Genomic DNA, 17,670 nt, shown 5'->3' with positions numbered 1-17,670 from the left:
GTAATGGGCAACATTAAATTGATTAAAACCGAAGATGGGTCGCACTCACTATATAATGAAGAGTTAAACGAGACTTATCATAGTCAACATGGAGCCTACAACGAGTCTAATCATGTATTCATAAAGAACGGGCTTAAACACTTTTATTTTGAGCACTTTCCACAAAGTATTAGTATTCTGGAAATTGGTTTTGGTACTGGCCTGAATGCATTGTTAACTTTGAAGGAACTTACAATGCTTCCAAATGTTAATATAAAATATACTACCCTGGAGCCTTTTCCTTTATCAGATGAAATAGTTAATGGATTAAACTATGGAAGTCTTGATATGCTGGCAAGTTATAAAAGCCAGTTTGAAAAGATTCATCAGGCAGAATGGGGAAAAATGGTTTCTATTACGGAACGGTTCAGTATTAAGAAAATGAAAATGAAGCTTCAGGACTTTGAAAGTGCTGAAAGTTATGATATTGTTTATTTTGATGCCTTTGCTCCTAATAAACAAAGCGAGATGTGGGAATACCCAGTTCTTGAAAAGGTTTCCTTAATGATGGGTGCTCCATCATATTTGGTTACTTACTGTGCAAAGGGACAATTTAAAAGAGATTTAGCTTCCTTAAATATGGAGGTGGAAACACTTGCCGGTCCTCCTGGAAAGAAGGAAATGGTAAGAGGAACTAAAATTTAATAAATATAATCGGGTGATTTTTAATATTTTTGCAAACAAGTTTTGGTTTTAAAAATAATCTTGCGATATTTGCAGTCCGATTTTGAAAAGTATATCTAAGAAAGTAGATAAAGATGGCTAGAGTTTGTCAAATAACCGGAAAAAGACCTAGAGTAGGTAACAACGTTTCGCATGCTAACAACAAGACGAAACGTAAGTTCTACCCAAACCTTCAGAAAAAGCGTTTTTATATCGCTGAGGAGGATAAGTGGGTAACGTTAAAAGTATCAGCATCAGTATTGAGAACGATAAACAAAAAAGGTTTGTCGGCTGTTCTTAAAGATGCCAGAGCAAAAGGAAACTTAGTAATCTGAAAAGCGAAAGCATAAAAGAGTAAAGAAATGGCTAAGAAAGGAAACAGAGTTCAGGTAATTCTTGAGTGCACAGAGCACAAGGAGTCTGGTATGCCTGGAACTTCAAGACACATTACTGTTAAAAACAGGAAAAATACACCTGAGAGATTGGAGCTTAAAAAGTATAATCCAATCCTTAAAAAGTATACTGTTCACAAAGAAATTAAATAACAATGGCTAAGAAAGTAGTTGCAACGCTTAAGAAAGAAGGCGCAAATAAACAATTCGCCAGAGTGATCAAGGCTGTGAAGTCTGAGAAATCAGGAGCATACTCTTATAGAGAAGAGATGGTTCCGGTTGATATGGTAAAAGAAACTTTGGCCAAGTAATCAGATATTGTCCGGTTAAGAAACTAAGTCCCTTGGTTAAGGGGCTTTTTTTTATTTCGGGCAGCGGTGATTTGATTCAAATTTTGTATTATTATCGAGTTTTCGGTATTTATTCAAAAGCACCATGGGAATATTTAATTTTAAATCCGGTAAAAGCAAAGAAGAAAAGGAAAAGCTTGACAAAGGTCTTGAAAAGACCAAGGAGAGTTTTTTCAAAAAGTTAGGTAAAGCTGTTGCTGGAAAGTCAAAAGTCGATGATGAAGTATTAGATGAACTTGAAGAGATTCTAATTACTTCTGATGTTGGTGTTGATACTATGGTGAAAATAATCGAGCGTATCGAAGAACGTGTCGCTCGAGATAAATATTTAAATGCTGCAGAGCTCGATGTAATCTTAAAAGAAGAGGTTGCCGGATTACTAGCAGAAAATAATTACGATGACCTACAAGGGTTTACTGTTCCTCAGGATAAAAAGCCTTATGTAATTATGGTCGTTGGTGTGAATGGTGTCGGAAAGACAACTACTATCGGAAAACTTGCTTCTCGATTTAAAGCTTCTGGTAATAAAGTGTTATTAGGTGCTGCAGATACGTTTCGTGCTGCTGCAGTTGATCAACTTATTATGTGGAGTCAGAGAGTAGGTGTGGATGTAGTTAGTCATGGAATGAATACCGACCCTGCATCAGTAGCTTTTGACACCGTAAAGAAAGGTGTTGAAGGAAATTACGATGTAGTAATCGTTGATACGGCAGGTCGATTACACACAAAAGTTAACTTAATGAATGAGCTCTCTAAAATTAAGAGAGTAATGCAAAAATTTATTGAGGTAGCACCGCACGAAGTTTTGCTTGTTCTTGATGGCTCCACAGGTCAAAATGCATTTATTCAAGCAAAAGAATTTACAAAAGCTACAGAAGTAACATCACTTGCCATTACCAAGCTCGACGGTACTGCAAAAGGTGGTGTTGTTATTGGAATATCCGATCAATTTAAAATTCCTGTAAAATATATTGGGGTTGGTGAAAAGGTAGAAGACCTTCAAGTGTTTAACAGAATGGAATTTGTTGATTCTTTCTTCAAGAAAGACTAATCATAAGAAAACAATATCCTCAATTATTATTTCTCCGAATTTTTGGTGAAACAAGGACATGATTTTTGACCTTGACATTGAAAGTTCTCTTTTTAATGGTGCTGATGTAAGCTGAACAAATAGTTTTTTATCCTTTATAAAAACCTTGTTTGTTCTTTTTTCAATCATTGGGCCCATTAATTCCGGCCAGGCTTTGATCAATTCAGTTTCTTTATATTTCGTTTCCAGCTTAAATTCTTTAAGCATAGCCTCGATACTATCCTTTAAAGTGGATATATCTGCCTTTCTTTCACTATTTTTCTTATTATATCGAGCCACACTTTGTTAATTTAGATTGTAAAGATACCTGAACTCAGGATTTCATTTCAGTAATTTCACCTGAATTTACAATAAATAATCTGGATGATTCTTTAATGTTTTCCATTAGTTTGGCAGATCTTTCTGGTCTTGCATCAGATATAAATACCTGCCCATAATTATCACTAGCCAGTAATTCAATTAGTCCTTTGATTCGTTCATCATCAAGTTTGTCATAAATGTCATCAAGTAGTAAAATTGGATTGTACCCTTTCTTTTCTTTAATGATTTTGTATTGAGCCAATTTCAATGCTATCAAAAATGATTTTTGCTGCCCTTGAGATCCCAGCTTTTTTAAAGGTTTTTCGTTCATATAAAAGACAAGCTCATCTTTGTGAATTCCCATCAAAGTTCGTCCTACAATAACCTCTTTTTGAAACTGTTTATAAAATAACGACTCAAAGTCTTCTTTATCATAGTCAGACCGATATCGGATTGAAATATTCTCTTTATTATTAGTTAAGATAGCGTATTGCTCTTCAATTACTGGGTAAAGTGTAGTTATTAGTTCCTTTCTTTTCGAATATATCTCTTTACCTGTTTTAAGAAGTTCAATCGTGTAGGGTTCAATAAGGTGAGGGTCAGAAAACCCAGACTCATCAAACTGCTTTAAGATCGCATTACGCTGTTTGAGAATTTTCCGATACTTCAATATGTTAGTGAGGTAGTTTCTGTCAATTTGAGATAATAACCCATCAATGAATTTTCGTCTTTCCTCACTGCCTTCCCTGATGAGTGTCATGTCATATGGCGATACCATTACAGCAGGATATTCTCCGATATGATCGCTAAGCTTTTCGTATTTTGAAGAATTTTCCGAGAATGTCTTTTTCGGACCTTTTTCTATACCACCGGAAACTTCATTAATTTTATCTTCAAATTGGAAGGTTCCCTTAACCAAATTGAATGATTGTCCATGGTTTATAAGATCGCTATCATTATTTAAAAAAGCGCTCTTGGTGAAGCATAGAAAGTAAATTGCATCAAGCAGATTAGTTTTACCTTCGCCATTAGAACCATAAATACCATTAAACCCCGGGCCAAAAGATACCCTGGCTTGTTCGTAATTTTTAAAATTAAAAAGGCTGATCTCCTTTAAAATCATAATAATATTTGATGCAATATGTATTGTTGAACTGCTAAAACACACATTATTATTATTGAAAAATGCAGTTAAAGTGTATATTTGCAACCCAATATTAAGCAATAAATCACAGATTATGGCTACATCAAAAACAAAGGCGAATAAAAGCAAAGCTGCTTCAAAGGCCAACTTCAGTAAGGAGCAATACCTGGAGTGGTTTGAGAGTATGTTATTCATGAGGCGGTTTGAAGAAATGGCAGGCCGATTGTATGGTCAACAAAAGATCAGAGGATTTTGCCATTTATATATCGGTCAGGAGGCTTGTGTAGCTGGTTCAGTTTCTGCACTGAAAAGAGGAGATAAATATATAACTGCTTATAGAGATCACGCTCACCCAATTGCCTTAGGTTCAGACCCAAAAGCTATTATGGCTGAGTTATATGGAAAGAAAACCGGAATAGTTAAAGGAAAAGGTGGATCAATGCACATGTTTGATGTAGAAAATCATTTCTATGGCGGGCATGGTATTGTTGGAGGCCAAATTCCTTTAGGCGCTGGTCTTGCATTTGCTGAGCAATATAAAGGTACTGATCTTTTGAGTATCACCTACATGGGTGACGGAGCTGTAAGACAAGGTGCATTTCACGAAGCACTTAATATGGCGATGACAATGAAGTTACCGGCAATCTTCGTTATTGAAAATAATGGATATGCCATGGGGACTTCAGTTAAAAGAACCTCAAACGTAACAGAACTGTATCAATTAGGTGAAGCATATAGTATGCCTTCTAAAGCCGTTGATGCAATGTCTGTCGAGGAAGTTCATTATGCTGTTGCTGAAGCTGCAGAAAGAGCTAGAAAAGGCGATGGACCAACACTTTTAGAATTCAGGACTTATCGATATAAAGGACACTCAATGAGTGACCCGGCAAAATACAGAACTAAAGAAGAGGTTCAGGAATATAAAGACAGAGATCCAATCGAGCAGGTTAGGAAGGTAATCCTTGATAACAAATTTGCTTCAGAAGAAGATCTTAAAGAAATAGAAAATAAAATAAAAGCTCAGGTAAAAGAGTGTGTAGATTTCTCAGAAAATTCTGATTGGCCAGACCCATCAGAGGCTTTCGATGATGTTTACGTACAACCTGATTACCCTTTTATTGAAGATTAATTAAAAAAAACAAAATACTTATTTGTGGAAAAGTAATTTCCACTAACTTTGGAGTTCAATTTTTTATAGAATGGCTAAGAATAAACAACATAAGCACGACGAAGGAACAGAGCTGTTGGAAAACCCTGAAGCAATACAGGAGAGCTTATCATCAGCAGAGAAGTTTTTAAGAAACAATTCAACTCTTGTATTTGGAGCAGCTGCAGCATTAGTTTTAATAGTAGCTGGAATTGTAGGTTATAACTACTACACTGGAAACCAAAATGACAAAGCTCAGGAAGAGATGTTTCAGGCTCAATATTGGTTTGAAAATGATAGTCTTTCATTAGCATTAGAAGGAACAACAGTTAATTCAGGATTTCTTGATATTATAGATGATTATTCAGGTACTGATGCAGCTAACCTGGCTAATTATTATGCTGGTGCAATCTATTTAAAGCAAGGTGAATATGATAAAGCAATTGATCATCTTGAAGCATATTCAAATGATGATTTATTGTCTCCTGCATTTTCAAAAAGCCTTTTAGGTGATGCATATCTTGAAAAGGGTAACTATTCAGAAGCAGCAGCATTGTTTGAAGCAGCAGCTAACTCTGATGATAATGTTATGTCTCCTGATTATTTAATGCAGGCTGCTATGGCATACGAAATGGCTGGTAACACAAGTAAAGCTGCTGAAATTTATTCAGCAATCGTTGCTGATTACCCTAAATACAAAAAGATTACGGAAGCTCGAAAACACAAGGCTCGTTTAGATGCCATGGCCTCCAATTAAACTGTAAATAATTATTATAAATTATAACAAGGGGATGAGGCGTAAGGCTCATCCCCTTTTTCATTTGAAATTATGGCAACATCATTAAAAAGTTTAAGTGATTATTCATCAAAGAACCTTTCTGGTGCACAAGATAAGGTGTATGCAATAGTTGTTTCGGAGTGGAACGACACAATAACAGAAGCTCTTTATGAAGGGGCGTATGAAACGCTGATTCAAAACGGGGTGAAAAAGGAAAACATAGTCAAACGATATGTTCCGGGAAGTTATGAGTTGACGCTTGGTGCACAATGGATGGCTGAAATTGAGGATGTTGATGCGGTAATTTGTTTAGGGTGTGTGATTCAAGGTGAAACAAGGCACTTTGATTTCATATGTGATGCAGTAGCGAATGGAATTACTAATGTAGGGTTGAAATACAATAAGCCTGTAATTTTTGGAGTGTTAACTCCTGATAATATGAAACAAGCTCTTGATAGAGCAGGTGGAAAACATGGTAATAAGGGTGATGAAGCTGCTATTACTGCAATGAAAATGTTAGGTCTAAAAGAATCATTATAATGAAAATTTTAAAATTTGGAGGTACATCAGTCGGAAGTCCTGAGAGAATGAATCAGGTGGCTTCGATAATTTCATCAGATGATGAACCTAAAGTAGTAGTTCTATCTGCTGTTTCAGGTACAACAAATAGTTTAGTTCAATTAGGAGAGTATTTAAAGTCAGGCGATAAAAACTCTGCTCGCACCTTAGTTGATGAACTTAAAGCTAAGTATGATGCTTTTGTTGATGAATTATTACAATCTGATGAATTAAAAGCTAAAGGTAAATCAATTATAGATGAGCACTTTACTCTCTTATCTTCAGCTATTAACCTTTCGTTTAATGAAGGTTTAAGTAAAGAGCTTTTAGCACAGGGTGAGCTTATAAGTACAAAATTATTTGTTGAGCTTCTTAACCAAAAAGGACTTTCCGGACAATGGCTAAATGCTCTGGATTTCATGAGAATTAATGAGGACGATGAGCCAGACATACCTCACATTGCTCAAAATTTCCCTATTAAGGATTTTACCATTCCTGGAGGCTTATATATAACTCAGGGATTCATTTGTAAAAATGAAAAAGGCGAAGTTGATAACCTTAAAAGAGGAGGAAGTGATTACAGTGCATCTTTGATAGGTGCTGCTCTTGAGGCCAGTGAGGTTCAAATTTGGACTGATATTGATGGGATGCACAACAATGACCCAAGAGTGGTTAAAAAAACTGTTTCTATATCTGAGCTATCTTTTAACGAAGCTGCAGAGTTGGCATATTTTGGTGCTAAAATTCTTCATCCTGCATCTATTCTTCCTGCACAAAAATACGATGTGCCAGTTAGATTACTAAACACAATGCAGCCTGAAGCCCGAGGTACAATCATTACAAGTAAGGAGCAAGATACAGGGATAAAAGCTGTAGCTGCAAAAGATGGGATTACTGCGATTAAGATAAAGTCAACAAGAATGCTTCTTGCATATGGTTTCTTAAGAAAGATTTTTGAAGTCTTTGAGAAATATAAGACGCCTGTTGATATGATTACTACTAGTGAGGTGGCGGTCTCTTTAACAATTGATGATGATACAAATCTTAGTAAAATAAAAGAGGAGCTTGAACCTTTTGGAACAATTGAGATCGATACTAACCAATCAATTATTTGTCTTGTTGGAGATTTTGTGAGTGATCGTCCAGGTATTGTAAAGCAAGTTTTTGATAGTTTAACAGAAATTCCTGTAAGAATGATTAGTTACGGAGGTAGTCGTCATAATATTTCTGTACTAATTAACTCACAATATAAAGTTAATGCTCTTCAATGTCTGAATAGAGATGTGTTTCAACTTGAGGAAGTATAAAAATAAATAATTTCCAAAAGAGAAAGCCTGTTCAGTCTGAACAGGCTTTTTATTTATTATGAAACAAAGGTTCTAATTATTTTGCGAACAAGAAAAAGATCAACCATGTTAGGATGATAGTCGGTAATAAAAATGGGATCGAAAAACGGATGATGTATCCGAAAAATGATGGCATTTTTAAACCTACTTGTTCTGCTATTGATTTAACCATGAAGTTTGGTCCGTTACCTATATATGTCATGGCACCAAAGAATACTGCTGCAACAGAAATCGCTTTTAAGTATAATTGTGAATGCGGGTAGGTATCTCCTGTTGCATATTCTACCACTTCACTAATAGAGTTAATGTCTGCACCTTGAGAGGCCATTGAAGCTGCAAGGAAATTTAAATAGGTAGGCGCATTGTCAAGAAATCCAGACAGGGCACCAGTTCCCCAGTATAATGTATTTTGAGAGATTAGTGCTGCTCCTTCCGGAGATTTGGCAAATTCACTTACCAGCTCCAATGCTGGCATCATAGTGCCGAAAATCCCGATAAATATGAAGGCTACTTCTCGTATAGGTTCGAAACTAAAGTCGTTATTTTTAATTGCTTCTTTATCTGCAAATCTAAATGACATATATGCGACTGAAAGCATGATTAATTCTCTGATAAATGAAAACCTTTGACCATGGTAATCAATTGCCGGCACCCAGTCAAATACATTTGGATCAATAAAAACAGATACTATGACAACTGCCAGCCAGCCAAAGTTTTTTACACCGGTTATTTTGATTTTATTGGTAAACTCAGTTTGTAACTCATCCTCATCTAAGATATCCTTATTGTTTTTATCGAAGAAATAAAAGATCAAAGTCAAAACAAGGATGCCAAATAACCAAGGGAAGAAGTTATGAATAACAGTCCATTGGAAGGGAACACCTTTCAGAAACCCAAGGAATAATGGTGGGTCACCAATTGGAGTTAAAGATCCTCCTACATTGGAAACTACAAAGATAAAAAATATGATATGGTATGCCTTGATTCTATGTTTATTAAGCCTCATGAAAGGTCTTATCAGAAGCATTGAAGCTCCAGTTGTTCCAATTAGGTTTGCAATGACTGCTCCACAGATTAATAAAATAGAGTTTGCCATCGGTGACGATTTTTTATCAATATCTATGTGGATTCCTCCTGAAGCTATGTATAGAGAGGCTAAAAGTGCAATAAATTGAAAATATTCAAAGAACGCATGTACCGGGCCATGCTGGTTGTGTAAACCAAATAAATAATATAGTACAACAATCGATGCAAGAATTACAGCAATTTTAGGATAATTTTTGTGCCAAAAATGCTCATAGAATAATGGGCCGGTTGCTATCATTAGTAGCAAAATAATAAATGGCATTACGGACCATCCAGGAGGTGTTTGACCATGTTCGGAAGCTTCAGAATTATGCTCTCCTTCACCATTGTCAGAATGACCTGCCTGCTGTTCATGTTGGTCCTGATTCATAACCTCTAGACTGTTCGAAGCTACAGATTCAATGGATGTTGCAGTCTTTTCATTTTTACTTTCATTAGCTGAAAGTTGATTGAAAAGGGGTATAAAAAATAAAAATAGGAATAAAATAACTCTCGTCGAAATGCGATTATTGTCTTGATCCATTAACTTAAATTCAATTGGCCATTGTTACTAAAGAAAAAAGTCCTAAAGAAGGACTGCAATTATCTAGTGTGCTTAAATTTACAAAATGAATCATAGAGTTTACATACATTATCAGTATAATGCTTTGTATTTGTAATTCTTTCTTGGAAAAATGAAATAAAAAACCGGCACAGAGGCCGGTTTCAAAATAAGATGATAAAAATTATACAAGTTTCTTTAGAGCAACTTCAAATGCTGCTTCTGAAATCCCTGTTTTTTCTTTATGCGTTTTATATATTTCTTCCATTGCAATCTTGATAGTATTTGAGGTGTCTTCAAATATTGCTTCGTCTGTCATAGTTGCTTCATCACTCATCAAATAAGCAAAAACTCTCGCCATTCCACAGTTAGCAATGAAATCAGGAATTAAGGCAATATGGCTATCTGCATATTCCATTGTTGGCCCAAAGAAGATTTCATTATCCTTAAATGGAACATTAGCTCCAGATGAAATAACTTCTAATTTAGTATTAACCATTTTTTCAACTTGCTCCTGGCTAATTAATCTAGATGCAGCTGCAGGAATGAATATTTCAGCTCCAAGATCCCATACTTTTTCATTGATTTCGTCATAAGGGATCATATTATCTGCATTTAGCTTATTACCATCTCTTGAAATGAAAAGTTTTTTTACTTCTTCAAGATCAAAACCCGTTTCGCTCATTAATCCGCCTTCACGATCGATGATTCCCACAATTTTAACACCCATTTTTGCAAGGAACAAAGCTGCTGCACCAGCAACGTTACCCCAGCCTTGGATTACAGCTCTTTTTTCACCAATATTTCCTCCCCAAAGATCATAGTAATGCTTTACTGATTCAGCAACACCAAATCCTGTGATCATATCAGCTACTGTATATTTATAATCTCCGGTAATTGTGAAGTTGATATCTTCAAGAACTTTTGAAACTCCTTGTCTTAATTGACCAAGCTTTTTGATTTTTTCTGGCTCTGTTGGGTTAAAGTGGCCATTAACAATACCTTCTTGTGGATGCCATAAACCATAACCTTCAGTAATTGGAATTACTTCATGTATTTCATCAACATTTAGATCCCCGCCAGTTCCGTAATAATTCTTTAATAAAGGAAAAACTGCTTTGTACCATCTTTTAAGCACGTCATTTTTTCTTGGGTCTTTTGGGTCAAAATTAATTCCTGACTTGGCTCCACCAATATTTGGTCCTGAAACAGTGAATTTAATCTCCATTGTTTTTGCTAAAGACTCAACTTCTCTTTTATCAAGTCCCGGTCGCATTCTGGTTCCACCACCTGCTGCTCCCCCTCGAAGTGAGTTGATTACTACCCATCCTTCAGCCTCAGTTTCTGAGTCTTTCCATTCAAAAACAATTTCCGGGGTTTTGTTTTCAAATTGCTTTAATAAATCTTTCATTGAGTTAAGTTGTTTTTAAGTTGGCGCAATTTACAAAATAAAATATTTTAAAAAATTGTCATCTCATTTTGATTTTCTGGCAATCAATCCCGACACACTGTTTTCTTTCGCTCCAGTTACAGAAGCCAACACATTTACTTCATTTCTAATCCGTAAAACGCCCAGAAAGGCGAAAATTAAGGCTTCTTTAAAAGATATAAGTTTGTCATCGGGTATGATTATTTCACCATTATAATAATCACTGAGTGTTGATATTAAATACTTATTGTATGCCCCGCCTCCAGTTATTAAGCAATGATTATTAGGCGGTAAAGCCTTTGATATTTCATTTGCCGCATGGGTAGTATAGGTGTTGATGATGTCAAATAATTTATGCGTGGGTAAAAAATTATTTATGATTGGAAATATATTTTCGTTTACCCATTCTATTCCTAGTGATTTTGGAGGTCTGGATTTGTAAAAAGGTATTTTATTTAATTTTTCATATAATTCAGGAATTAAATTTCCTTTTGAGGCCATTATTCCATCTTCATCATATTCCTTGTTGTCTTTACTTGATAAATAATTTAATACAACATTTAAGGCACATATATCATACGCTATAATATCATGCTTTGTCGATTTTACCGATAGGTTTGCAAAGCCACCTAAATTGATGCAGCATTTATATTCAGGGAAAAGTAATTGATCTCCAATAGGAACTAAAGGAGCTCCTTGACCTTTAAGGCTTACATCTTTACTCCTAAAATCAAATACTGTGTCTACCCCTGTGATTTTTGCAATGCAATTTCCATTTCCTATTTGGATAGTATAACCTAGCTCAGGTTTATGATGGACAGTATGTCCGTGAGAGCCGATAATTTGTGGTTTAATTTGATGCTTTTCACAAAAATCACTTATTAATGTTCCCAAAAAGTTTCCGTATTCAAAATCCAGAGTAAGTAAATCTGACCAAGAAAGAGATATTGCTGAAGATAGTTTTTCTTTCCAGTTTAAATTATAAGGTATTGTTTCTGATTTTAATATTTCAAATTCCCACCTTCCTGATTGTATCATAAATTTTGATAGGCACAAATCAACGCCATCAAGCGAGGTTCCGGACATCACCCCTAATGAATAATAAAGAGAGGAAGAAGTTTTATGCATGGTTAAAGGAATGTTAATTTTTTATAAAACTATTGTAATAGATTCGAATCAGGCAAAATAGAATGTAATTTTTTTTTGATACTCGGATAAAAGAGGACATCTTTGTAGGCTCTTAACCTAAAATCTAAAGAGATAAGGTTTACATGAAGTTAGTTTTTAACAAGTATATTTTGCTATTGGCCTTTATATTAGTAGGCCTTCCATCGCTAAATGCGCAAGTTTTAAATTCTCCATACACATCATATGGTGTTGGAGAGGTGATGGATAATTCACTCAGTCATAATCAGTCAATGGGAGGAGTAGGTATTGGCCTACCAAGCTTTGTTCATTTGAATAATGTCAATCCGGCCTGGTTACCATTCAATAAGCTATCAACATTTGAAGCTGCTATTTCTGGAGAAAGAAGGACGATTGAATCTTCTTTAGGAAGCACTTCACCAATAAATGGGTCAGTGAGATACCTTACGTTTGGTGTGCCGTTAAAATTAAATTACTGGAATTTGTCCGTAGGCTTAAGTCCATACAGTGTTGTTAATTATGATTTTCTAGCTACAGGTGATGTGCCAAATGAAGAGGGAATCAATTTAAACAGATTGTCTGATGGAGAAGGTGGTATAGGAAAAGTATTTATTGCTCAGGGGTTTCAATATAAAAATGTATACCTGGGAATAAGATTTAATTATTTTTTTGGTGCTACATCCAGAACCTCAGGTCAGTATGTTGGAGATAGTGATACTTTGATTTCAAGGTATGTTATTAAGATTGCAGACCGAAGGAATGTGTCAGATTTCAATTTTGATTTTGGGGTTGGCTATGATCTGGAATTAGATAAAAATACCTTTTTGAATTTCGGAGCTGTATACACACCAGAAACAAAAGTTAAAACCAAATATTTATCTACATTCAGAAGGGAAACATTAACAGGGACCACAGTTGATGCGGATACAATTTTGGATACTAAGGGTACTCAAATATTGCCACAACAAGTTGGTTTTGGTGTTGGTTTGCGAAAACTTAAGGCAGGATATAATCATTGGTCAGTTGGTTTTGATGCTACATTTGACAAGTGGAGTGCCTATAATCGTAATGATGGACAGGATATTTTAAGAAATAGTAGTAAATTTGCTATAGGAGGTGCTTTTACTCCAGATGCTACAAACATTGAAAGCTATCTAAAGCGAATTACCTATCGCTTGGGAGGGTTTTATAAGAAAACTCCATATAACCTTAATAATCAAGGTCTTGATGAGTTTGGCATGAATCTTGGATTCCATTTACCAGTTAAGAATGCTTCAGTTATTAATTTGGTTCTTGGATACGGGAGTCGAGGTAGTTTAAGTGATAACGTATTAAAAGAACAATATTTTTCAATAACAATTGGAGCAACCTTCAATGGTAAACGGTGGGAAAAAGCACCGTGGTATAATTAAACTGTATGCATTATGAAGAAGAATGTTTTATTGTTGGTTTTGGCCCTTGTTAGTACAGTAACTTTCGCACAAGTTGACTGTAATGAATGGAACTGGCCAGAAGACAAATCGAAAGCGCAAGAGAAAAACGCACTTTATTCAGATTATTTAAGGGCAGATGATTACAAAAATGCTAAAGCCCCATTATTTTGGTTACTAAAAAACGTACCTAGTTTACATTACTCTATTTATGCCAATGGAGTAAAGTTGTACGATAATTTAGTTAGTAACCCTGATGATCCATCAAAAGTTGATGTTTACAAAGATTCAGTAATGTTATTGTATGACAAACGTGCTGAGCTTTGTGGAAAAACTGAGGATATCTTGAATAGAAAAATGTATGATGCTTACAATTATTATAAAAACGATAAGGATAAGTATGAATTTTTATTCAAAGGATATCAGGATCTTTATGGTTTTGCTGGAAATGATATCTACAATGCGAACTTAACATTTTACATGGATGCTACTAGAAGATATTATCTAACAAATAAAGATAATATGTCTCCTGAAGATGTAATCGCTGTTTATGATAATATTCAAAGTGTAATAGATGCAAAGAAGGCAGCAGGTGAAGATATGTCTAAACCTGAAGAATATGTATTCAAATTATTCGTAGCTACAATTGATATTGACTGCGATATGATTGAAAACACTTTTGGACCAAAGTTTGAGCAAAATCCTAATGATATTGGGTTAGCTGAAAACATATTCAAGCTTGGATTTAAATTTGAGTGCTTAAATTCAGATTTAGTATCAAGAGCAGCACAAACAATCATGACAAATAATCCTCAGCCAGGTCTTGCAATGTTTATTGCAGCTAAGTGTTTGCAGAATGATGATTATGCTTGTGCTGAAGAAAATTATCAGCGTGCACTTGAAATGAGTGACGATAACCTGAAAAAAGGTGAAGTTTATTTAAAGCTTGCAAAAATGAATGCAAGAAAAGGTAATAAGTCAGCTGCTAGAAATTATGCAACTCAGGCAGTATCTGCAGACCCTAGCCTTTCTTCTGAAGCTTATACTTTCATTGGTGACCTTTACTATGGTAGCTATGAAAATTGTAAAGAAGGTAAGTCAAGAGTTTATGATAGATTGGTATTCTTAGCAGCATACGAAATGTATCAGAAAGCAGGAAACTCGGGAGGAATGTCTAAAGCTAAAGAACAATTCCCATCTAAAGAAGAGTTGTTCGTAGAGGGTAAGAAGGTTGGAGATTCTATGCAGTTAGGCTGCTGGGTTGGAAAGTCAGTTACTCTTAGAACTAGAGACTAATTATACTAAAATATATACAAAGCGGCTTGAGTTAATCACAAGCCGCTTTTTTTATTTTTATTATCTTTAGGCTACAATTAGATTTATGAATAGATACTTGGTTAAATATTTTTCTGCTGCACTTGTTGTAATATTTATTTCAGCATGTGGCGATATGGAAGAAAAAAGTAATAAGCTTAAAGAGCAACAATATACGGGTCCTCAAGCTGAAATTGATAGTATGTATACTGTCTATTCAGATTCAGGTAAAATCCTTTTTACAATTCGGGCAAGTAAGCAAGTTGATCATTTTAATGGAGACAGAGATTTTCCGGGCCCATTGTTTATTGAGTTTTATGAGGATGAAGGGGATAAAGGGATTCTAGCATCTACCCTATCAGCAAATGAAGGAAAATATGTCAAGGAGGAAAACCTTTATACTGTAACGGGTAATGTAATTGTTACGAATTTGGAAGAGAATGAAACTTTGCGAACAGAAGAATTAAATTGGTTGCCAGGGAGTGATTCAATTTATACACATCGTGCAGTTGTGATTCGTACTCCAACTGAAGTACTTCATGGAGAAGGGCTTTCCAGTAACCAAAGTTTTACAAAATACAGAATATTGCGACCAATTGGAGAATTTGAAGTAAATGAGTAAAGTAAATAAAGATACAGAGTCAAATAAAAAAGGCAAAAGTAATGTTACTCTTGCCTCTATTTTATTTTTTCTTGCTATTGGCTTTTTTTTAATTGGCCTTTTTGAAGTCTTTACTAATGGGTTCGTTGGTAGTTATTGGCTGTTTATGATCTCTTTTGGATTGATTTTATGGAGCCGATACCAACGAAAAAACGAAAATTAAACTTCAGCAATAATTGTTCGCCCTCCTTTTGTCTTTTGACCTATGTTGACTTTGATGTCTGCGTCAAGAGGGAGATAAATGTCTACTCTTGATCCAAACTTAATAAACCCGAATTCATCTCCCTGGTTTACCTTATCGCCTTCTTTAACATACCATTTGATACGTCTGGCCATTGCTCCTGCAACTTGTCTAAACACTACTTCAAGACCAGATTCCATTTTAATAGCAATAGTTGTTCTCTCATTTTCAAGGCTTGACTTTGGATGCCAAGCAACAAGATATTTTCCAGGGTGATATTTGAAATAACTAACGATACCTGATACAGGGTTTCTATTAACGTGCACATTTACTGGTGACATAAATATTGAAACCTGCTTTCTTTTATCTTTTAGATATTCTTGTTCAACCGTATCCTCAATCACAACAACTTTTCCATCAGCCGGAGCTATTACATGCTTTGAGTTAATATCAATTGGAAATTTAGGGCTTCGGAAAAACTGCAGGACTAATAGAAATATTATAACAGATGCAGTGATTGATAATGGTAATGCATAGTCGGACTGACCTGCAAAATAATAAACCAATAAATTGATTCCTGTTAAAATTAATAGCATCGCTATTAATAACACACGTCCTTCTTTGTGAATGGTCATTTGATGTTGTTTAAAATCTGGTACAAAAATAGTCGAATAGTTTTAAGCAAAAAAAAAGTGCGGGTAAAACCGCACTTTAATGTAATATTTTTTTTGTATTAGAATCCTCCGCGATACTTATAAGTCTTGGCGACCTTATCGATAGCAAGTATATAAGCAGCAATTCTTAAAGGAACATTATATTCTTTCGAAGTTTTGTAAACTCTGTCAAAAGCATCTTTCATGATCCTATCTGAGCGTCTGTTTACCCTTTCGGCAGTCCATTTGTAACCTAATCGGTTTTGAACCCACTCAAAATAAGAAACAGTTACACCACCTGCGTTAGCAAGAATATCTGGAGCAACCATAATTCCTTTTTCGTTGATGATAGCATCAGCTTTTGCAGATGTTGGGCCATTAGCTCCTTCAACAATAAGCTTTGCTTTTATCTTTTCAACATTGTTTACTGTGATAACATCTTCTTTTGCTGCCGGTACTAAAACATCAACATCAAGAACTAAAATATCATCACCAGGTATTTGGTCAGCATTTTTATATCCTTCTAATGTGCCGTTATTCATGTTACGGTACTCAATACATTCGTCGATATCAAGACCATTTTTGTTTACGTAAGCACCTGAAAGGTCACTTACCGCAACAACCTTTACACCTCGTTCAGCAAGTAATTTAGCAGCCCATGAACCTACGTTTCCAAAACCTTGAATAGCACAAGTAGCCTGAGAAGGTATTAATCCAATTTTACCCATGGCAGCAAGCGCCGAAACCATAACTCCACGACCCGTAGCTTCAGTTCTTCCTAAAGAACCTCCTAAAACTAGAGGTTTTCCAGTTACAACTGCATTAACGGTCATACCCTGAATTTTAGAGTATTCATCCATTAGCCAAGCCATTTCTCTAGGTCCTGTCCCCATATCAGGAGCAGGAATATCTCTGTCAGGTCCAAAAATCTCTGCCATTTGAGCAGTAAATGCTCTGGTAAGACGCTCGATCTCACCTGCAGACATTGATCTTGGATCACATTTGATACCACCCTTGGCTCCACCATAAGGAATATCTACAACAGCACATTTCCAGGTCATCCAGGCTGCAAGAGCTTTGACTTCATCAATGTTGACATCCATATCATACCTAATACCACCTTTTGAAGGTCCCAGAATGTTTGAATGAACCACTCGGTGTCCTTCAAACACTTTGATTGAACCATCATCCATGGTGATAGGCAATGAAACCGTTACCTGTTTGGCCGGAGATTTCAGTACGTTGTATACTTCTTCGTCCAGTCCTAATGCATCAGCCGCAATATTAAATCGCGACATCATCGACTCGAAAGGATTTTCCTTGTCCTTAATCGGAGCCGGTTCGATGTATCCCATAGGAAAAAAAATTTGTGTTTTGCAATCGTTTTAAATGACTATGCGACAAAATTAATCTTTTTTTTAG

General features: G+C 35.4%; 20 protein-coding genes. 13 read left to right on the top strand and 7 right to left on the bottom strand.

Annotated elements, in window-relative coordinates; translation table 11 throughout:
* Nucleotides 1-3 precede the first annotated feature (3 nt).
* The 5 genes from mnmD to ftsY all read left to right on the top strand — a co-directional run bounded on the left by mnmD (nucleotide 4) and on the right by ftsY (nucleotide 2,495).
* The gene (mnmD, locus tag HH304_RS00675) at nucleotides 4-684 is read left to right on the top strand and encodes a tRNA (5-methylaminomethyl-2-thiouridine)(34)-methyltransferase MnmD (RefSeq protein WP_169677518.1); all 681 of its coding nucleotides are present in this window, start codon (nucleotides 4-6) and stop codon (nucleotides 682-684) included.
* A gap of 113 nt (nucleotides 685-797) precedes the next feature.
* Entirely contained in the window at nucleotides 798-1,037 is a 240-nt protein-coding gene (gene rpmB, locus HH304_RS00670) for a 50S ribosomal protein L28 (RefSeq protein WP_169677517.1), read from the top strand.
* Nucleotides 1,038-1,064: 27 nt separating this feature from the next.
* Nucleotides 1,065-1,247, top strand: a complete 183-nt coding sequence (gene rpmG, locus HH304_RS00665) for a 50S ribosomal protein L33 (RefSeq protein WP_169677516.1) — start codon at nucleotides 1,065-1,067, stop codon at nucleotides 1,245-1,247.
* Between the two features lie 2 nt (nucleotides 1,248-1,249).
* Nucleotides 1,250-1,405 (top strand): DUF4295 domain-containing protein, encoded by a 156-nt coding sequence (locus HH304_RS00660; protein WP_169677515.1) that lies wholly within the window; start codon nucleotides 1,250-1,252, stop codon nucleotides 1,403-1,405.
* A gap of 124 nt (nucleotides 1,406-1,529) precedes the next feature.
* A complete protein-coding gene (gene ftsY, locus HH304_RS00655) occupies nucleotides 1,530-2,495 on the top strand; it encodes a signal recognition particle-docking protein FtsY (RefSeq protein WP_169677514.1) in 966 nt (321 codons plus the stop codon).
* Here the strand turns inward: ftsY and HH304_RS00650 are convergent, their stop codons facing one another.
* The gene (locus tag HH304_RS00650) at nucleotides 2,496-2,813 is read right to left on the bottom strand and encodes a DUF721 domain-containing protein (protein WP_169677513.1); all 318 of its coding nucleotides are present in this window, start codon (nucleotides 2,811-2,813) and stop codon (nucleotides 2,496-2,498) included.
* A 34-nt stretch (nucleotides 2,814-2,847) separates the two neighbouring features.
* Complete coding sequence (gene recF, locus HH304_RS00645) at nucleotides 2,848-3,957, bottom strand: DNA replication/repair protein RecF (RefSeq protein WP_169677512.1); 1,110 nt, start codon at nucleotides 3,955-3,957, stop codon at nucleotides 2,848-2,850.
* Nucleotides 3,958-4,072: 115 nt separating this feature from the next.
* Here recF and pdhA point away from each other — a divergent pair, with 115 nt between their 5' ends.
* From pdhA to HH304_RS00625, 4 genes are all read left to right on the top strand, one after another.
* A complete protein-coding gene (gene pdhA, locus HH304_RS00640; RefSeq protein WP_169677511.1) occupies nucleotides 4,073-5,107 on the top strand; it encodes a pyruvate dehydrogenase (acetyl-transferring) E1 component subunit alpha in 1,035 nt (344 codons plus the stop codon).
* A 70-nt stretch (nucleotides 5,108-5,177) separates the two neighbouring features.
* Nucleotides 5,178-5,882 (top strand): tetratricopeptide repeat protein, encoded by a 705-nt coding sequence (locus HH304_RS00635; protein WP_169677510.1) that lies wholly within the window; start codon nucleotides 5,178-5,180, stop codon nucleotides 5,880-5,882.
* Nucleotides 5,883-5,954: 72 nt separating this feature from the next.
* Complete coding sequence (ribH, locus tag HH304_RS00630) at nucleotides 5,955-6,443, top strand: 6,7-dimethyl-8-ribityllumazine synthase (RefSeq protein WP_169677509.1); 489 nt, start codon at nucleotides 5,955-5,957, stop codon at nucleotides 6,441-6,443.
* A complete protein-coding gene (locus HH304_RS00625; protein ID WP_169677508.1) occupies nucleotides 6,443-7,768 on the top strand; it encodes an aspartate kinase in 1,326 nt (441 codons plus the stop codon). The genes ribH and HH304_RS00625 overlap by 1 nt, the downstream gene beginning before the upstream one ends.
* A 76-nt stretch (nucleotides 7,769-7,844) precedes the next feature.
* Here the strand turns inward: HH304_RS00625 and HH304_RS00620 are convergent, their stop codons facing one another.
* The 3 genes from HH304_RS00620 to HH304_RS00610 form a co-directional block, all read right to left on the bottom strand.
* Nucleotides 7,845-9,263 carry a sodium:proton antiporter gene (locus HH304_RS00620; RefSeq protein ID WP_169677879.1) on the bottom strand — a complete coding sequence of 473 codons (1,419 nt, stop codon included), beginning with the start codon at nucleotides 9,261-9,263 and terminating at the stop codon, nucleotides 7,845-7,847.
* A gap of 355 nt (nucleotides 9,264-9,618) precedes the next feature.
* Nucleotides 9,619-10,845 (bottom strand): Glu/Leu/Phe/Val dehydrogenase dimerization domain-containing protein, encoded by a 1,227-nt coding sequence (locus HH304_RS00615; RefSeq protein ID WP_169677507.1) that lies wholly within the window; start codon nucleotides 10,843-10,845, stop codon nucleotides 9,619-9,621.
* 63 nt (nucleotides 10,846-10,908) lie between these two features.
* On the bottom strand, nucleotides 10,909-11,991 hold the full coding sequence (locus tag HH304_RS00610; protein ID WP_169677506.1) for an anhydro-N-acetylmuramic acid kinase: 1,083 nt from the start codon (nucleotides 11,989-11,991) through the stop codon (nucleotides 10,909-10,911).
* Nucleotides 11,992-12,134: 143 nt separating this feature from the next.
* On the opposite strand from HH304_RS00610, the gene HH304_RS00605 reads away from it, so the two are divergent.
* The 4 genes from HH304_RS00605 (at nucleotide 12,135) to HH304_RS00590 (ending at nucleotide 15,577) form a co-directional block, all read left to right on the top strand.
* Nucleotides 12,135-13,421 carry a hypothetical protein gene (locus tag HH304_RS00605; protein ID WP_169677505.1) on the top strand — a complete coding sequence of 429 codons (1,287 nt, stop codon included), beginning with the start codon at nucleotides 12,135-12,137 and terminating at the stop codon, nucleotides 13,419-13,421.
* A gap of 12 nt (nucleotides 13,422-13,433) precedes the next feature.
* Nucleotides 13,434-14,735 (top strand): tetratricopeptide repeat protein, encoded by a 1,302-nt coding sequence (locus HH304_RS00600; RefSeq protein WP_169677504.1) that lies wholly within the window; start codon nucleotides 13,434-13,436, stop codon nucleotides 14,733-14,735.
* 85 nt (nucleotides 14,736-14,820) lie between these two features.
* On the top strand, nucleotides 14,821-15,375 hold the full coding sequence (gene lptC / locus HH304_RS00595; RefSeq protein ID WP_169677503.1) for an LPS export ABC transporter periplasmic protein LptC: 555 nt from the start codon (nucleotides 14,821-14,823) through the stop codon (nucleotides 15,373-15,375).
* Nucleotides 15,368-15,577, top strand: a complete 210-nt coding sequence (locus HH304_RS00590) for a hypothetical protein (RefSeq protein ID WP_169677502.1) — start codon at nucleotides 15,368-15,370, stop codon at nucleotides 15,575-15,577. Before lptC ends, HH304_RS00590 begins: the two co-directional genes overlap by 8 nt.
* Here the strand turns inward: HH304_RS00590 and HH304_RS00585 are convergent.
* Together HH304_RS00585 and HH304_RS00580 are read right to left on the bottom strand one after the other, a co-directional pair.
* Nucleotides 15,574-16,230 (bottom strand): phosphatidylserine decarboxylase family protein, encoded by a 657-nt coding sequence (locus tag HH304_RS00585; RefSeq protein ID WP_169677501.1) that lies wholly within the window; start codon nucleotides 16,228-16,230, stop codon nucleotides 15,574-15,576. The genes HH304_RS00590 and HH304_RS00585 overlap by 4 nt on opposite strands.
* Before the next feature lie 98 nt (nucleotides 16,231-16,328).
* Complete coding sequence (locus tag HH304_RS00580) at nucleotides 16,329-17,603, bottom strand: Glu/Leu/Phe/Val family dehydrogenase (RefSeq protein ID WP_169677500.1); 1,275 nt, start codon at nucleotides 17,601-17,603, stop codon at nucleotides 16,329-16,331.
* Nucleotides 17,604-17,670: the final 67 nt, after the last annotated feature.

This window comes from Marinigracilibium pacificum (genome assembly GCF_012926615.1).
GTDB classification, from domain to species: Bacteria; Bacteroidota; Bacteroidia; order Cytophagales; family Cyclobacteriaceae; genus Mangrovivirga; species Mangrovivirga pacifica.
Note: the sequence above shows the minus strand (reverse complement) of the source record. Positions and strands in the feature narration are given on the sequence as shown.

Bases quoted from the DNA above. Each gene is read 5' to 3' on its own strand.
- rpmG (WP_169677516.1), top strand. From the start codon at position 1,065: ATGGCTAAGAAAGGAAACAGAGTTCAGGTAATTCTTGAGTGCACAGAG.
- recF (WP_169677512.1), bottom strand. From the start codon at position 3,957: ATGATTTTAAAGGAGATCAGCCTTTTTAATTTTAAAAATTACGAACAA.
- HH304_RS00605 (WP_169677505.1), top strand. From the start codon at position 12,135: ATGAAGTTAGTTTTTAACAAGTATATTTTGCTATTGGCCTTTATATTA.
- lptC (WP_169677503.1), top strand. From the start codon at position 14,821: ATGAATAGATACTTGGTTAAATATTTTTCTGCTGCACTTGTTGTAATA.
- HH304_RS00615 (WP_169677507.1), bottom strand. From the start codon at position 10,845: ATGAAAGATTTATTAAAGCAATTTGAAAACAAAACCCCGGAAATTGTT.
- HH304_RS00625 (WP_169677508.1), top strand. From the start codon at position 6,443: ATGAAAATTTTAAAATTTGGAGGTACATCAGTCGGAAGTCCTGAGAGA.
- HH304_RS00600 (WP_169677504.1), top strand. From the start codon at position 13,434: ATGAAGAAGAATGTTTTATTGTTGGTTTTGGCCCTTGTTAGTACAGTA.
- HH304_RS00610 (WP_169677506.1), bottom strand. From the start codon at position 11,991: ATGCATAAAACTTCTTCCTCTCTTTATTATTCATTAGGGGTGATGTCC.
- HH304_RS00660 (WP_169677515.1), top strand. From the start codon at position 1,250: ATGGCTAAGAAAGTAGTTGCAACGCTTAAGAAAGAAGGCGCAAATAAA.
- ribH (WP_169677509.1), top strand. From the start codon at position 5,955: ATGGCAACATCATTAAAAAGTTTAAGTGATTATTCATCAAAGAACCTT.
- rpmB (WP_169677517.1), top strand. From the start codon at position 798: ATGGCTAGAGTTTGTCAAATAACCGGAAAAAGACCTAGAGTAGGTAAC.
- ftsY (WP_169677514.1), top strand. From the start codon at position 1,530: ATGGGAATATTTAATTTTAAATCCGGTAAAAGCAAAGAAGAAAAGGAA.
- HH304_RS00580 (WP_169677500.1), bottom strand. From the start codon at position 17,603: ATGGGATACATCGAACCGGCTCCGATTAAGGACAAGGAAAATCCTTTC.
- HH304_RS00585 (WP_169677501.1), bottom strand. From the start codon at position 16,230: ATGACCATTCACAAAGAAGGACGTGTGTTATTAATAGCGATGCTATTA.
- pdhA (WP_169677511.1), top strand. From the start codon at position 4,073: ATGGCTACATCAAAAACAAAGGCGAATAAAAGCAAAGCTGCTTCAAAG.
- HH304_RS00590 (WP_169677502.1), top strand. From the start codon at position 15,368: ATGAGTAAAGTAAATAAAGATACAGAGTCAAATAAAAAAGGCAAAAGT.
- mnmD (WP_169677518.1), top strand. From the start codon at position 4: ATGGGCAACATTAAATTGATTAAAACCGAAGATGGGTCGCACTCACTA.
- HH304_RS00620 (WP_169677879.1), bottom strand. From the start codon at position 9,263: ATGAATCAGGACCAACATGAACAGCAGGCAGGTCATTCTGACAATGGT.
- HH304_RS00635 (WP_169677510.1), top strand. From the start codon at position 5,178: ATGGCTAAGAATAAACAACATAAGCACGACGAAGGAACAGAGCTGTTG.